Here is a 14,527-nt window from a genome sequence, read left to right on the forward strand (position 1 = left end):
CCCCAGCCACCCATCCTCTGTCGGCTAACATGATCGATCAGGCTTTACGAGTGCTTAAGCTCGCACTTAACCATCACATTCGCCGTTCCGGCGACATGAAGCGCGAGCCGCCGATTTCGTTTCGCCGCGGCCGCAACTGGCCCGGACGATGCCTCCCTTTGCAGATGCGCTTGCCCATGCTACCCCACGCAACCGCCGCCGACCGCCATCGGCCGACCGCCATCGGAATGTCATGAGCAAAGCCAATCTCGCCTTCGTCTCCTCCGACACTGCCGATGCCAAGGCGGCGATGGAGAGCCTGTCGGCCCGCTATGGCCAGGCATCCTTCGACGACGCCCAGGTGGTGGTGGCACTGGGTGGCGACGGCTTCCTGCTGCAGACCTTGCGCGACACGATGAGCACGGGAAAGAAGGTCTACGGCATGAACCGTGGCACCATCGGCTTCCTGATGAACGAGTACCGCGTCGGGGGCCTCACCGAGCGCATCGCGGCCGCCGTCGCCGAAACGATCCGCCCGCTGGAAATGCTGGCGTTGACGCATGAGGGCGAGACGGTTTCGGCACTCGCCATCAACGAGGTGGCGCTGTGGCGTCAGTCCTACCAGACGGCAAAGATCCGCATCACCGTCGACGAGCAGGTCCGCATCGAGGAACTGAACTGCGACGGCGTGATGATCGCGACGCCGGCCGGCTCCACCGCGTACAATCTTTCGGCGCACGGGCCGATCCTGCCGCTGGATGCGCCGTTGCTCGCGCTGACCCCGGTCAGCCCGTTCCGGCCGCGCCGTTGGCGGGGTGCCTTGTTGTCAAACAAGGCGACCGTACGCTTCGATATTCTGGAGTCGGAAAAGCGCCCGGTGAACACCGCCGCCGACCACACCGAGGTCAAGGCGGTGGCTTCCGTAACGGTCCGCGAATCGCCGACTGCGACGGCAACGCTGCTGTTTGATCCCAACCATTCGTGGAACGAACGCATTCTCGCCGAGCAGTTTCGCTATTGAGCCGGCGCAAAGAGTGACTACCTAATTAAGCATCGCGATTAAGCTTACGTTTTCACAATCGTGCCAATCCCGCCCGTTTCTGTTGACAAATCGCGGGCTTGCGCCTAATCGCAATACCAATCTTGCAGGCACGCTGTGCTTGCCGCGACGGATGCCGTTGCGCTTCCCCGAACCAGCCAAAGACAGCAACTCTTGTCCTCAGACACCACGACCGCTCTAGAAGCGTTGACCTTTTCAGACCTCGGCCTGTCGCCCAAGGTCCTTTCCGCAGTCACCGATGCGGGCTACACCGTGCCGACGCCGATCCAGGCTGGCGCCATCCCGCATGCCTTGCTCGGCAAGGATATTCTGGGCATAGCACAGACCGGCACCGGCAAGACGGCTTCCTTCGTGCTGCCGATGCTGACCCGCCTCGAAAAAGGCAGGGCCCGTGCCCGCATGCCGCGCACGCTGATCCTCGAGCCGACGCGCGAGCTCGCCGCGCAGGTCGAAGAGAATTTCATCAGATACGGCAAGAACCACAAGCTCAACATCGCGCTGCTGATCGGCGGCGTCTCCTTCGACGAGCAGGACAAGAAGCTGGAGCGCGGCGCCGACGTGCTGATCGCCACGCCCGGCCGTCTGCTCGATCACCGCGAGCGCGGCAAGCTGTTGCTCAACGGCGTCGAGATCCTCGTCATCGACGAGGCCGACCGCATGCTGGACATGGGCTTCATCCCCGACATCGAGCGCATCTGCGAGATGATCCCGTTCACCAGGCAGACGCTGTTCTTCTCAGCGACCATGCCGCCGGAGATCACCAAGCTCACCGAGAAGTTCCTGCATGCGCCGGTGCGCGTCGAGGTTTCCAAGGCGGCATCCGCTGCCACCAACATCATCCAGCGCCTGGTCAAGTCCGGCTCCAAGCCGTGGGACAAGCGCGAGACGCTTCGCAATCTGATAAAGGCCGAAGACGCCGAGCTGAAGAACGCTATCATTTTCTGCAACCGCAAGGTCGAGGTCGCGGAGCTGTTCCGCTCGCTGCTGAAGTATGATTTCGACGCCGGCGCCCTGCATGGCGACATGGACCAGCGCGCCCGCATGCAGATGCTGGCCAATTTCCGCGATGGCAAATTGCGCTATCTCGTGGCGTCCGACGTCGCCGCGCGCGGCCTCGACATTCCCGACGTCAGCCACGTCTTCAACTACGACGTGCCGATCCACGCCGAAGACTATGTCCACCGCATCGGCCGCACCGGCCGCGCCGGACGCTCGGGCAAATCCTTCACCATCGCCACCAAGTCCGACACCAAATACATCGACGCCATCGAGCGGCTGATCGGCAACAAGATCGAGTGGCATGACGGCGACCTGTCGACCGTGGTCGCCAGCGAAGGCGGCGAGGACGAAGCGCCCCGCCGTGGCCGTGGCGCTCCGCGCCGCGCCGGCCGCAAGGACGAGGACCGCAAGGCCCATGATCGCAAGGAGGGTGGCGAGCGCAAGCCGCGCGAACGCCATGCCAAGCGCAGCGACGACGCGCCAGCGGCAGATGCCGCGCGCGAGGAACAGCCGGTGGTAGCCGAGGCCGCGGTCGCCGACATCGGCGAACGGCATCAGCGCAAGGAAGCGATCCGCTCCGAAAACAGCGACCGCAAGGTCTCCGATCGCAACAACGAGAACCGCGCCCCGGAACGCGGCGACACAAGGCCGCAGCGCGCCAGCAACAGCCGCCCTGCCCGCGGCAACAACCGCGGTGAAGACAATGACGGCACCGTCGGCTTCGGCGACGACATGCCGGCCTTCATGAAGATCGTCGCCAAGGTCTGATTCCATGAGCCGCGGCGTCCCGAGGACGCGCGGCTTTCCTGGACGCGATTGGGATGCGAGATCTGGAGCCCGCTCAGGATCAATCAGCGCCATGCGCGGTAATCGCAAGACAGGCTCGATCTGCCCGATCTCTTCCGGCCTGGAGCGCTTCAAATACCCGTCGATGCTACAGGCTTTTGAGTTCCAGGCGGGATGCCAATAAATCCAGAAATGCCCGAACCTTGGCCGAAGATGACCGGCCTTCCTGCCACAAGGCATGGATCGGCACCGGTGCCGGCTCGAATTCCGTCAAAACCAGTTCGACGAGACCGTCGTCGACCAAATGTCTTATCTGCCACAGAGGCGAGAAGCCCAAACCCAGTCCGTGGATTGCGGCGGCATAGACCGAGGTCATCAGATTGGAGCGAAAAGCGCCTGCGACCTTCACGGTCCGGGGTTTCCCGTCGATCTGAAACGTCCATTCACCTGGACGCTCGTTAGCGGTTCTGATGATGCAACTGTGCTCACTCAGCTGGAAGGGATGGGCCGGCCGGTCGCACCGCGCGAAATAGGAAGGCGCGCCGAACACAACGCGCCGCAACGCTCCCAGGCGTTTGGCTTTCAAGTTGGAATCCGGCAAATCGCCGATGCGTATTGCCAGGTCGAGACCTTCGGCGCCAAGATCGGCAAATCCATCGGAAAGTTGAAGATCGACCTCGACCCGGGGAAATGTCCGCATGTATTCCGCGATGACAGGCATCAGGACGTTCGGGCCAAACAGAACCGGCGCCCCGATGCGCAGGACGCCTGCCGGCTCCGATCGTTGATTGATCGCCTGAAGTCTTGCGTCGTTTATTTCGTCGACCGCGGGTTTGATCCGGTTGAAAAAGGCTGCTCCGACTTCACTTGGTGTCGAGCGACGCGTTGTCCTGTGGATCAGCTCGACGCCGACTGATTGCTCCAGTGCCGCCAGGGACCGGCTGACCGACTGCAGCGAGCGGTTCAGCCGATGTGCGGCAGTCGTCAGACTTCCATGCTCGACGATCGCGATGAAAGCCTCGAAATCGTCCATCCGGCTCATGCATTCTCCCGACATTCGACATAATATATCGCAAAAACGGGTAATTGTAACGACAATTGCGACGTCGTACCTCTCTGCAAGTTGTCCCGCGAGGACAGGCTTGATGGAAGGAAATCGTCATGCAAGTAGCCAATCCAACTGTTCTGGTTGTTGGTGCCACAGGCCGAGTTGCGGGACTTGTCGTGCCTGAACTTGTCCGCCGCAATGCCAATGTTCGAGCGCTCGTTCGCGACCCTGCGAATGCCGAAAAGGCCCGGAAGGTGGGGGCATCCGAGGTTGCGACAGGAGATTTGCGAAATCGTCAGAGCCTCGAAAGGGCGGTCGCGGGCGTCGACGGCGTCTTTCACATTGGGCCGGCTTTTGCTCCCGATGAAGCAGCCATGGGCGTTGCCATGGTTGAGGCCGCCACGCGAGCAGGAGTTCGAAAGTTCGTCTTCTCGTCGGTGATCCAGCCTACCAATACGCGACTGAAGAACCATGCCAGCAAGGTGCCTGTCGAGGCTGCTCTCTACTCGACGACGATGGAATATACGATTCTGCACCCTGCCAATTTCATGCAGAACCTCGCAGCGGCCTGGCCGTCCGTCGTTGAACATGGTGTTTTCTCGGAACCGTTTCCAAAGACGGCGAAGCTGGCCCGCGTCGACTACCGCGATGTCGCTGAGGTGGCGGCGATCGCCCTAACCGAAGCGCGATTGTCCTACGCGACCCTCGATCTGTGCGCTGACGGCATGCACAGCCGGGAAGACATCGTTGCGATGATGAGTGAGGAACTTGGCAGACCCATCTCTTCTGGTGAGCCGACATTTGGCGAGTGGGCGGCCGAGGCACGCCTTCCCTACAATGACCGCCAAATGCAGGTGCTGGCCAAAATATACGCCCACTATGCCCACTATGGCCTTGGCGGAAACAGTCTGACATTGCGCGCCGCCCTGGGCCGCGAACCGCGTTCGTTGCGCGGCTTTATTCGAAACCTTGCCCAGCAAACGGCGCAGGCCGCCTGACTGCGCCCAGCCGCGCATACTTCCACTTTTCGAGAAGGAGATAGGTGATGCGACCGTCATCCCACAAGGTTTTGAAATCGAGGAAGCTACCGGCCTCCTACAATGCGCTGGTAATGCCATTCGTACTTTCCATCCTGATGTCGTGCATTGTTTCCGCGGTAGCGACGCTGATCAATGCGGGCTGGACAACCGGTTTCGTGGCGACCTGGCCGTATGCATGGGGAGCATCATGGCTAGTGGGCTTTCCAAGTCTGCTGCTGGTCTTGCCGATCGTGCGCCGTATCGTTGCGGCAATTGTCGATCAGCCGACCTCGTAGGCCTTGATTACGGAGTCCGACATGCCAAACAAGAACGGCCCTTGCGGGCCGCTTTTACCTTCGACTGACGGCTCGCAGCGCCATTGTCGACTTCCGCGACCAGATACCTGTCTTCATGCGGGCAGCCTTCATGCGCGCCGGCCCTCATGCCGATCGTCGTCCGAGCCTGACTCCCGAGCGCTCTCAAATGCAGCCGGCCAGCTTGCACTCTTGGCACGCTCCTATCCTGGCCCGTCCGTCACATCGGGCCGGGCATCATCTTGGTCGGGTTTTCCAGCATCGGAAACTCTGCCTTGCTGCATTTCACGTTCGGGTTGGTCGGACTGAACATGCCGTTCGGATTGTCTCTGAACAGCCAGGCATGAAGGTCGTAGTGGACGAACTCCCTCGGAATGAGCGGATAGTGCCCTTCCATCGGTCCCATGAAGGTCTGGCCAAATAGTTTTGGAGGTTCCTTGGTGTCTGGCGTCAGGGGCACCAGCCATTCCACGCCAACCAATTTCAAGCCTTTCTTGGTCGGCTCGTAGATCAGCACATTGGGGCGCATCGGATCGAGTTTCTGACCGACACTCGGGACGTTGACGAAATGGATGCCCATAGCGCCCTTCGGATAGTCCATTGCGCCCTCGATCCTGTCCCCGCTGTAATAGACGCACCCGACAGTCGACAGATAAAGGTCGCGGACGGCGACCGTGTAGTCTTCATATTTGGCGAGCGATTTCTTCAACGCTTCGATGTCGGCTTTGTTGGCGTCCTCGGCTCGAGCCGTGGCCGCCGCGCACCAAGCAGAGACCAGACCTGTCAAAATGAGGACGCCGCAACGCCCAAGACGAGCTGTTCTTGTCATGCATTCCTCCCAGATTTCCTTATCTGGCCGTGCAGGACCGGGGCCGACTAAGTGACTGCATGGCCGTTTGTATCGCCCCATCCCCTCTGGAACCGCACCAATGCTAATCCCTTCCAAGGCCTCCGGAAAGGGATTATTAGAAATCTCTAATGCGTTAGACCTTTTGGCGGACCACAGGAGCCCAAAAAGAAAGCGGCCCCTTGCGGGGGCCGCCTTCGCATTTCGATGCCGAACAATTCAGGTCAGCGGCGAAAGCTGGATCTCGACGCGCCGGTTCTGCGCACGGCCGGCCGCCGTTCCGTTGGACGCGATCGGACGGGTCTTGCCGAATCCGGTGACGGCGAAGCGGCGCGAATCGACACCTTGGCCTGAGAGATAGTTGGCGACCGCCAATGCGCGGCGCTGCGACAGATCGAAATTGTGTTCGTCGCCACCGGTCGAATCGGTATGGCCGAACACGTCGACCGTGGTCTGCTTGAACTTCTTCAGCACCAGCGCAACCGAGTTCAGCACCTGGTAGAAGCCGGGCTTCACCGCATCCTGGTCGACGTTGAAAGTAATGTCGGACGGCATGTTGAGGATGATCTGGTCGCCGGTGCGGGTGACGCTGACGCCGGTGCCTTCGAGCTGGCGGCGCAGTTCAGCCTCGTTCTGGTCCATGGTCGCGCCGATGGCGCCGCCGGCCAGCGCGCCGATACCGGCGCCGATCAGCGCGTTGCGGCGGTCATTGCCGCCGGCAAGCAGGCCGAGGCCCGCGCCCGCCAGGGCGCCAAGGCCGGCGCCGGCTGCGGTGTTCGAAACCTTCTGCTCCCCGGTGTACGGATCGGTCGTGGTGCAGGCACTCACCAGCACAGCCGTCGCAACGGCGACGAGCACAGTCTTTTTCATAAGGATCGTCCCTCTCCAAAGCGCGGCCTTTGCGGCTCGCGCATATAAGCCCTTCTCCGGTCTTGTAACATGAAATGCGGCGAAAAACCGAGCGGCGAAAGCGGCTTCTCCCCGCTCGCGCCACACTTCCGCTTCGGTGGCTGGTGCTGGCCTACCAGAGGTTCTTGCCGTCAATGACGACCACCTCGACCTTGTCGAGGTCGAAATCGTCGAACAGCCGCGAATTGACTGAGATCTTGGGATTGTCGAAGTCCGGTTTTCCGGTCGACCAGTCCGGCGTTTCGGTGAAGGTGCCGCAGCCGCAAATGGCGCAAAACCCGTGTTTGACGGTCTTCGATCCCCATTGATAGAAGGAAACGTTTTCCGGCGAGCTGGTGAGCTTGAATTGCGACGGAACGTAGTAAGCCCACAGCGAACCGCGCTTGGAGCAGAACGAGCAGGTGCATTGTGTTACCGTCTCGGGCGCCTGCGAAACCTCGAACGTCGTCGCCTTGCAATGACAGCTGGCCTTGATGGTCATGAAAAGCTTTCCTCTCCGTTGCCCGCCACCCATGCGGCAAGGCACCATAAAGGAAGGCTCCTGACAACTGTCTGTCAGCAGGCTCCGGTCGATCGAGCCGAGCGGCGCTCTGGCTGAAGCAGGCCCGTCGTCACCTCCCAATCGTCGTCACCTGCCGATATAGGCGGCCAGTTCGTCCGGCGTCCCGTTTGGGAAAGCCTGTTTCAGAAAATCCAGGAACGCCGACACGCGCGCGCTGAGCAGCCGCCGGGAGGGGTAGAGCGTCCATAGAGAAATTTCGGGGCCGTCAATATCCCCCCAATTCACCAGTGTGCCGTCAGCCAGGTCGTGGGCCACCAACGAAATGGGAAGCCGTCCTGCGCCGATGCCGGCTCGCACCGCATCCCGGACCATGATGAGCGTCGACAAGGCGAGGACCGGCTCGATTCTAAGTGTTGCCCGGCCACCTGGTGTCTTCACCTGCCATGTTTGCCGCTCGCCTGTCCCGCGCGCAACGCCAGGAGCGGCGAGCCCATCGGCCGGGCGAGGAAGGTCCGGGCTCGCCACAACGACCAGGCGGTCGCGGAGAAACGCCCGTCCGACCAGGCTTTCATCGGGATCCGGATTGACCCGGATTACCAGATCGTAGCCTTCCTCGATCATGTCGACATGCCGGTCTTCGGTGGTCACTTCAAGCCTCACCTCAGGATACCTCAGGGCAAATCCCGCGGCGATCCTCCCCATTGCAGTCTGCGAAAAATGCAAAGGCGCGCTGATCCGCAATCTGCCCTTGGGTCTCTGGCCGCCCGAGGCAATCGCCGATGCCGTCTCGTCCAGCTCGGCAAGCAACGCCCCCGTCCGCTCGAAGAGCGCCCGTCCTTCTTCGGTCAGCTTCAGGTTACGCGCACCCCGTTCGAACAGACGCAGATCGAGACTGCTTTCCAATTCGCCAACGCGCCGGGACAATGTTGCCTTGGGCCGGCCGGTGGACCTTGCCGCTTTGCCGAAGCCGCCATGGCGAGCCACGAGGTTAAAATCGGCAAGGGCTAAAAGATCCATGACTGTCCCACCAGTGAGACGACGTGTCTAAAATTGCCGTCTACTGGGCTCTTTGTGAGCCACACATATTGGGGCTGTCAAGCAACCCAACAGGAGAAATTCCATGACCATTCTCGTTACCGGCGCCACCGGCAATATCGGCCGCCAAGTCGTCGAACAGCTCGCCAAGCGCGGCGCCGATGTGCGTGCTCTCGTGCGCGATCCGTCGAAAACCAGTTTTCCGGCAGGCGTATCCGTCGTGCAAGGCGACTTTCTCGATGTCGATTCGCTGCGCAAAGCCATGTCTGGCGTTTCCACGCTGTTCCTCTTGAACGCCGTGGTGCCGGACGAATTCACCCAGGCTTTGATCGCCTTGAATGTCGCCCGATCGGCCGGCATCGAGCGGATCGTCTATCTCTCGGTGATCCACGCTGACGTCTATGTGAACGTGCCGCATTTCGCGGGCAAGTTCGGCGTGGAGCGAATGATCGAACAGATGGACTTCAAAGCTACGATCTTGCGCCCGGCCTACTTCATCCAGAACGATCTGACGGTCGAAGACGTCATCACCGGCTACGGCACCTACCCAATGCCGATCGGCCCCAAGGGTCTCGCCATGATCGATGCCCGCGATATCGCCGAGATCGCCGCTCTTGAGCTGCTGCGTCGCGAACGGTCCAAGGAGCCGCTTGCGTTCGAGAGGATCAACCTCGTCGGTCCGCAGACACTGACCGGGACGGACATTGCCGCAATCTGGTCAGACGTACTCGCCCGCCCGATCAGCTACAGCGGCGACAATACGGAGGGTTTTGAGCAAAATCTCAAGCAGTTCCTGCCCGCCTGGATGGCCTACGACATGCGCCTGATGGGCGAGCGTTTCTTTACCGACGGGATGCTGCCCGAGACCGGCGACGTCGAGCGCCTGACGGCACTTCTGGGTCGCCCACTGCGGCCGTATCGCGACTTCGCCTCAGCACTCGCTGCTTCCGTCTGACGCAAGCGCCTTCAGCACCAAGGCCGGCCTTCCGATGAGAACTGCCAACAGAACTCAGTAGGAACGCGGTGGCACGAACAGGCAGATCGTCTTGCCTGCGTCGAGGCCGGCCTGGTGCGCGCACCAGTGGAAATCGCCGTCGGGTGAGTCCTTGACCCGCTTGTCGCTCATCGGCACGACCTCCCCCGTTCCGGCGATGACATAGCCCTCCGGCTTTTCCAGCACCTCGCCGGTATGGGTGGTACGGCAGTCGTAGTTTGCGCAGCAGGCGAAGGGATAGCTCCAGCCTTGCGGCTTCGCCGCCGTAGGCTTGGCGTCATGGGCGAAGGCGGGTGCGGTCAGCACCGCAGCAAGCATCGCGATTGCAAAGATCGGGGTCACGAACAAGGAAAACAGGAGTCGGCCAGCCGGTTGAACGGCTCTGGCCGATCGGAGAGTGGCAGCAGACATGGAAGCGTTCCTTTCAAACGAGCATCAAGCGTTTCGCTTGCCCGTTCCCGGAACGTGTCTTCCCAGTGGCCGGATCGTCAGGTCGCAGATATGCCGCGTCCGGCCATAAATGCTTTTTCTCTTCCAGCCCTCGGATGCTGGGCTGATTCCTAGGCTGGCGCAAGAAGTTGCTGCGCGAGGCCGCCACATCTACGCCGCTATCTGCAACCGCTGACGAGATCCAAGGCCAGGCTCAACTCCCGGCAGACGGGCATCGAAACAACGGGATTGGCCGAATGTGGTTCCAGCCTATACTTCGCCTGGACCGGCGACCACATGCCCTTCATATTGCGGCAAGTCGTCGGCGATGGTGAACCATGGCGCTTTGGAGCCGACGAAGATGTGCGCGGTCGGCCGGATCGTCGGATCGTCGACCAGCGTGCCCATGGCGACATGGACATGGGCGCCGTCGCGGACCAGCGAATACAGCAACGAGCCGCAGCGGCTGCAATGCGCATCGTGGCCGCTGTCATCGCCGAAATGGATGAGCCCGTGATGCCCTTCGGCAAGGGCAAGTTTCTCGCGCTCGATGCCGGCGAAGGGCTTGAAGGCGGAACCTGTGGTGCGCCGGCAGTTCGAACAATGGCAGATCGCGGCATAGACGAACTCGTCCGCCACTTCATACTGAACCGTGCCGCAAAAGCATTTGCCGGTGAGCCTGCGAGTCATGGTTCCTCCTTCGCTCCCCCGCCAAGGGATGTTCTTATTCAAGAAAGTGGCGGAAGCGCAGGTATCATCCATTCGCAGGCCGGCCTCAGCTGAATATGAACATATCCTAGTCGAGGTCGGCCACGGCTTCACCGGCACCGCCCTCGATGCGCTGCGACAACGAGGCTTCCATGAAGTCGTCGAGGTCGCCGTCGAGCACGCTCGACGGGCTGGTGCTCTCGACGCCGGTGCGCAGGTCCTTCACCAACTGGTAGGGCTGCAGCACATAGGAACGAATCTGGTGACCCCAGCCGATGTCGCTCTTCGACGCTTCTGTGGCATTGGCCACCGCTTCGCGCTTCTTCAGCTCTTCCTCGTAAAGGCGCGAGCGCAGCATTTCCCAGGCCTTCGCCTTGTTCTTGTGCTGCGAGCGTTCGGCCTGGCAGGCAACCGCGATGCCGGTGGCGATATGGGTGATGCGAACCGCCGAGTCCGTGGTGTTGACGTGCTGGCCGCCCGAACCGGATGAGCGGTAGGTGTCGATGCGTACATCCGATTCCGAGACGTCGATCTCGATCCTGTCATCGACGACCGGGTAGACCCAGACGCTGGAGAAGGACGTGTGGCGGCGCGCATTGCTGTCATAGGGTGAAATGCGGACCAGGCGATGAACGCCCGACTCGGTCTTCAGCCAGCCATAGGCATTGTGGCCCTTGATCAGGAGCGTGGCGGACTTGATGCCGGCCTCTTCGCCGTCATGGACTTCCAGCACTTCGACCTTGAAACGGCGACGCTCGGCCCAGCGCGTGTACATGCGCAGAAGCATCGAGGCCCAGTCCTGGCTCTCGGTGCCGCCGGCGCCGGCATGGACTTCGAGATAGGTGTCGTTGGCGTCGGCCTCGCCCGACAGCAGCGTCTCGACCTGGCGGGCCTTGGCCTCGCCCTGCATCGAGCGGAGGGCTGCTTCCGCCTCGGCGATCACGCTCTGGTCGCCCTCTTCCTCACCCAGTTCGATCAGGCCGATATTGTCTTCCAGCGCCTGAGTCAGGCTTTTGACGCCGGCGATCCCGTCTTCGAGGCCTTGGCGCTCGCGCATCAGCTTTTGCGCTTCCAGCGGATCATTCCAGAGGCTGGAATCCTCGGCGCGCACGTTCAGGTATTCAAGCCGCTTTATAGCCTGATCCCAGTCAAAGATGCCTCCTCAGCAGGGTGATCGCCTGCCTGATCTCGTCGACAATATTCTGCGTTTCCGCGCGCATGGCTGGTTGTTCTGTCCTGTTTTCGAAGTGGCGCTTGGGTCGGCGCGATACATAGGCACGGCATTGCTGCCTGTAAAGCGAAATGGGCCGGCTCAACAAGCCAGCCCATTCGACGTAAAAAATCAGGTCGTCAGTAGAGTCCGCCGCCGGGTGCCTGGATGGCTTCCGTTGCCTGCGGCGATAGCGGTCCGCCGGCGCCGTTGGACCCGTCGGCGCCCATGCCGATCACCCAATAGCTGTCGGCTGGGCCGGTGCCAGGCTTGAAGGCTTCGATGATGGTGCCGGGATCGCCCGACGCGGCACGCATGCCGGTCTTGCGGTTGATCGCGACCAGGTTCATGCCTTCCGGCACCTTGAAGTCGACATTCGGCGTGCCGTCCAGCGCAACGCGCATGAAGTCCTTGAAGATAGGTGCCGCCAGACCGCCGCCGGTGGCGCCATGGCCGAGACCGCGCGGCGTGTCGTAACCCATGTAAAGGCCGACGACGAGGTTCGGCGTATAGCCGATGAACCAGGCGTCCTTCTCGTCATTGGTCGTTCCGGTCTTGCCGGCGATGTGGCGGCCAAGCTCGGCGATGGTGGCGCCGGTACCGCGCTGGACGACGCCTTCCATCATCGAGGTGATCTGGTAGGCGGTCATCGGATCGAGCACCTGCTCGGAATTGTCGACCAGTTCCGGTTCGGGCTGGTTGTTCCATTCGGGCGCATTGCAACCTTCGCAGCCGCGCTCGTCCTGCTTGAACACGGTCTTGCCGTAGCGGTCCTGGATGCGGTCGATGAGCGAGGGTTTGATCGACTTGCCGCCATTGGCCATGATCGAATAGGCCGACACCATGCGCATCACCGTCGTCTCGCCGGAACCCAGCGCCATCGGCAGATACGGCGCCAGATGGTCGTAGACGCCGAAACGCTCGGCATATTCCACCACCAGCTTCATTCCCATGTCGTTGGCGAGCCGCACCGTCATCAAATTGCGCGACTTTTCGATACCGGAGCGCAAGGTCGCGGGGCCGGCCACCGTGCCGTCATAGTTCTTCGGCGTCCAGGTCGTGTTGCCGCTCTGGATGGTGATCGGTCCGTCCATGATAACCGAGGCCGGCGTATAGCCATTGTCGAGCGCGGCCGAATAGACGATCGGCTTGAAGGACGATCCCGGCTGGCGCATCGCCTGCGTGGCGCGATTGAACTCCGACTGCGCATAGGAGAAGCCGCCGACCATGGCCAGCACGCGGCCGGTATGTGGATCCATGGCGATCAAGCCGCCCTCCACTTCCGGCACCTGGCGCAACGTGTAGGCGGCTTCCGACCCTTCGTTCTTCTGCACGAAGATGACGTCGCCGGGCTGCAGTACATCGGCCGGAGACTTGGCCTTCACCGTCTTGCCATCGACCACATGGCGCATGGCAAAGCTCATGTCTTCCTTGCTGACGGCGCCTTCGATGCGTTCCTTGACGATATCGCCCGAAATCTGCCGCGTCGGCTGCAGGCCGATGGAAAGGCCGGTCGCCGAGCTGTCGAGCACGACGGCAAGCGACCATTCCGGCACGTCTTCCAGCCCCTTGACGTTGCCCAGCGCCACGCCCCAGTCGCCGGAGGCATCGATGTGCGTCACCGGTCCGCGATAGCCGCGCAGCGTGTCGTATTTGAGCAAGCCGTTCTGCATCGACTTGCGGGCGATGAGCTGAATCTTCGGATCGAGCGTCGTGCGCACCGAAAGGCCGCCCTCATAGAGCGCGTTCTCGCCATAGCGCGAGATGATCTGGCGGCGCACTTCCTCGGTGAAATATTCACCCGCAAACAGATAGGAGCCGTTACGACGCGGCGTCACGCCGAGCGGCTCGGCCTTGGCCTTGTCGCCTTCCTCGCGCGTCACGTAGCCGTTCTCGACCATCTGGTCGATGACCCAGTTGCGGCGCTCGATGGCGCGGTCGGCATGCTTGAAGGGATGGTAGTTGTTGGGCCCCTTCGGCAGCGACGCCAGATAGGCGGCTTCCGCGACCGTGAGTTCGTTGACCGACTTGTCGAAATAGGTCAGTGCCGCGCCCGCAACGCCATAGGCGCCGAAGCCGAAGAAGATTTCGTTGAGATAGAGCTCAAGGATGCGGTCCTTCGAATAAGCCTGCTCGATGCGGAAGGCCAGGATCATCTCCTTGATCTTGCGCTCGTAGGTCTGGTCCGAGGACAAGAGGAAGTTCTTCGCCACCTGCTGGGTGATGGTCGAGGCGCCGACTTGGCGCCTGCCCGAACCCAGATTCTGCAGGTTGACGTAGATGGCGCGGCCAAGCCCGGTGATGTCGATGCCGGGATGGTTGTAGAAATTCTTGTCCTCGGCCGACAGGAACGCCGCCTTGACCCGGTCCGGAACCGCCTGGATCGGCAGATAGAGCCGCCGTTCGCGCGCATATTCGGCCATCAGCGAGCCGTCGGAAGCATGGATGCGGGTCGTCACCGGCGGCTCGTACTTGGCCAGGACCTCGTAGTCGGGCAGGTCTTTCGATAGATGGCTGATGTATATCGCCACGCCCGCGGCGACGATAAGCGCCAGCGTCGTGCCGATACCAAAGAAATAGCCGATAAGACGAATCATGCCCGCTCCAGTCCGAGGTCCGGGAATTTCCTAGACGAAGCCGCCTTTCGCGCAAGCCTTCGCAACTGTCCCGATCCGTGATGGAAAACCC

The 14,527-nt window shown here is 61.6% G+C and carries 14 protein-coding genes; 5 read left to right on the forward strand and 9 right to left on the reverse strand.

Annotated features, from left to right (window positions below; all coding sequences use genetic code 11):
• The first annotated feature begins 232 nt into the window (after positions 1–232).
• Together ACYG9Z_RS01210 and ACYG9Z_RS01215 are read left to right on the forward strand one after the other, a co-directional pair.
• Positions 233–1,000, forward strand: a complete 768-nt coding sequence (locus ACYG9Z_RS01210; protein ID WP_023681482.1) for an NAD kinase — start codon at positions 233–235, stop codon at positions 998–1,000.
• A gap of 192 nt (positions 1,001–1,192) precedes the next feature.
• Positions 1,193–2,806: a DEAD/DEAH box helicase gene (locus ACYG9Z_RS01215; RefSeq protein WP_031196539.1), complete on the forward strand. Its 1,614-nt coding sequence runs from the start codon at positions 1,193–1,195 to the stop codon at positions 2,804–2,806.
• A gap of 166 nt (positions 2,807–2,972) precedes the next feature.
• On the opposite strand, the gene ACYG9Z_RS01220 is transcribed toward ACYG9Z_RS01215, so the two are convergent.
• Positions 2,973–3,866 (reverse strand): LysR family transcriptional regulator, encoded by an 894-nt coding sequence (locus ACYG9Z_RS01220; protein WP_023691233.1) that lies wholly within the window; start codon positions 3,864–3,866, stop codon positions 2,973–2,975.
• A gap of 119 nt (positions 3,867–3,985) precedes the next feature.
• Here ACYG9Z_RS01220 and ACYG9Z_RS01225 point away from each other — a divergent pair, with 119 nt between their 5' ends.
• Positions 3,986–4,870 carry an NmrA/HSCARG family protein gene (locus tag ACYG9Z_RS01225; protein ID WP_023751489.1) on the forward strand — a complete coding sequence of 295 codons (885 nt, stop codon included), beginning with the start codon at positions 3,986–3,988 and terminating at the stop codon, positions 4,868–4,870.
• A gap of 47 nt (positions 4,871–4,917) precedes the next feature.
• A complete protein-coding gene (locus tag ACYG9Z_RS01230) occupies positions 4,918–5,187 on the forward strand; it encodes a DUF2798 domain-containing protein (RefSeq protein WP_023667468.1) in 270 nt (89 codons plus the stop codon).
• 238 nt (positions 5,188–5,425) lie between these two features.
• Here the strand turns inward: ACYG9Z_RS01230 and ACYG9Z_RS01235 are convergent, their stop codons facing one another.
• From ACYG9Z_RS01235 to ACYG9Z_RS01250, 4 genes are all read right to left on the reverse strand, one after another.
• A complete protein-coding gene (locus ACYG9Z_RS01235; RefSeq protein ID WP_023691231.1) occupies positions 5,426–6,034 on the reverse strand; it encodes a hypothetical protein in 609 nt (202 codons plus the stop codon).
• A gap of 237 nt (positions 6,035–6,271) precedes the next feature.
• On the reverse strand, positions 6,272–6,922 hold the full coding sequence (locus tag ACYG9Z_RS01240) for an OmpA family lipoprotein (protein ID WP_023667470.1): 651 nt from the start codon (positions 6,920–6,922) through the stop codon (positions 6,272–6,274).
• 151 nt (positions 6,923–7,073) lie between these two features.
• Positions 7,074–7,442 carry a GFA family protein gene (locus ACYG9Z_RS01245; protein WP_023667471.1) on the reverse strand — a complete coding sequence of 123 codons (369 nt, stop codon included), beginning with the start codon at positions 7,440–7,442 and terminating at the stop codon, positions 7,074–7,076.
• Positions 7,443–7,589: 147 nt separating this feature from the next.
• The gene (locus ACYG9Z_RS01250) at positions 7,590–8,480 is read right to left on the reverse strand and encodes a LysR family transcriptional regulator (protein ID WP_023681487.1); all 891 of its coding nucleotides are present in this window, start codon (positions 8,478–8,480) and stop codon (positions 7,590–7,592) included.
• Positions 8,481–8,583: 103 nt separating this feature from the next.
• Between ACYG9Z_RS01250 and ACYG9Z_RS01255 the strand changes: the two genes are divergently transcribed.
• On the forward strand, positions 8,584–9,453 hold the full coding sequence (locus ACYG9Z_RS01255; protein ID WP_023667473.1) for an NmrA/HSCARG family protein: 870 nt from the start codon (positions 8,584–8,586) through the stop codon (positions 9,451–9,453).
• Positions 9,454–9,507: 54 nt separating this feature from the next.
• Here the strand turns inward: ACYG9Z_RS01255 and ACYG9Z_RS01260 are convergent, their stop codons facing one another.
• The 4 genes from ACYG9Z_RS01260 to ACYG9Z_RS01275 form a co-directional block, all read right to left on the reverse strand.
• The gene (locus ACYG9Z_RS01260) at positions 9,508–9,903 is read right to left on the reverse strand and encodes a hypothetical protein (RefSeq protein ID WP_023667474.1); all 396 of its coding nucleotides are present in this window, start codon (positions 9,901–9,903) and stop codon (positions 9,508–9,510) included.
• A 288-nt stretch (positions 9,904–10,191) separates the two neighbouring features.
• Entirely contained in the window at positions 10,192–10,611 is a 420-nt protein-coding gene (locus ACYG9Z_RS01265) for a GFA family protein (protein ID WP_023751490.1), read from the reverse strand.
• Between the two features lie 106 nt (positions 10,612–10,717).
• Positions 10,718–11,849, reverse strand: a protein-coding gene (gene prfB, locus ACYG9Z_RS01270) for a peptide chain release factor 2 (RefSeq protein WP_155922402.1) whose coding sequence is annotated in 2 segments (ribosomal slippage) — positions 10,718–11,782 and positions 11,784–11,849 — 1,131 coding nt in all. Because the reading frame shifts where the segments join, the coding sequence is not laid out codon by codon here.
• Positions 11,850–11,979: 130 nt separating this feature from the next.
• Positions 11,980–14,436, reverse strand: coding sequence for a penicillin-binding protein 1A (locus ACYG9Z_RS01275; protein ID WP_023725771.1), 2,457 nt, complete (start codon positions 14,434–14,436; stop codon positions 11,980–11,982).
• Between the last annotated feature and the right edge of the window lie 91 nt (positions 14,437–14,527).

This window comes from Mesorhizobium sp. RSR380A, assembly GCF_054719385.1.

Excerpts from the sequence above, each read along its gene's own strand:
- ACYG9Z_RS01210 (WP_023681482.1), top strand. The coding sequence starts at position 233 with ATGAGCAAAGCCAATCTCGCCTTCGTCTCCTCCGACACTGCCGATGCC.
- ACYG9Z_RS01220 (WP_023691233.1), bottom strand. The coding sequence starts at position 3,866 with ATGAGCCGGATGGACGATTTCGAGGCTTTCATCGCGATCGTCGAGCAT.
- ACYG9Z_RS01225 (WP_023751489.1), top strand. The coding sequence starts at position 3,986 with ATGCAAGTAGCCAATCCAACTGTTCTGGTTGTTGGTGCCACAGGCCGA.
- ACYG9Z_RS01230 (WP_023667468.1), top strand. The coding sequence starts at position 4,918 with ATGCGACCGTCATCCCACAAGGTTTTGAAATCGAGGAAGCTACCGGCC.
- ACYG9Z_RS01235 (WP_023691231.1), bottom strand. The coding sequence starts at position 6,034 with ATGACAAGAACAGCTCGTCTTGGGCGTTGCGGCGTCCTCATTTTGACA.
- ACYG9Z_RS01240 (WP_023667470.1), bottom strand. The coding sequence starts at position 6,922 with ATGAAAAAGACTGTGCTCGTCGCCGTTGCGACGGCTGTGCTGGTGAGT.
- ACYG9Z_RS01245 (WP_023667471.1), bottom strand. The coding sequence starts at position 7,442 with ATGACCATCAAGGCCAGCTGTCATTGCAAGGCGACGACGTTCGAGGTT.
- ACYG9Z_RS01250 (WP_023681487.1), bottom strand. The coding sequence starts at position 8,480 with ATGGATCTTTTAGCCCTTGCCGATTTTAACCTCGTGGCTCGCCATGGC.
- ACYG9Z_RS01255 (WP_023667473.1), top strand. The coding sequence starts at position 8,584 with ATGACCATTCTCGTTACCGGCGCCACCGGCAATATCGGCCGCCAAGTC.
- ACYG9Z_RS01260 (WP_023667474.1), bottom strand. The coding sequence starts at position 9,903 with ATGTCTGCTGCCACTCTCCGATCGGCCAGAGCCGTTCAACCGGCTGGC.
- ACYG9Z_RS01265 (WP_023751490.1), bottom strand. The coding sequence starts at position 10,611 with ATGACTCGCAGGCTCACCGGCAAATGCTTTTGCGGCACGGTTCAGTAT.
- ACYG9Z_RS01275 (WP_023725771.1), bottom strand. The coding sequence starts at position 14,436 with ATGATTCGTCTTATCGGCTATTTCTTTGGTATCGGCACGACGCTGGCG.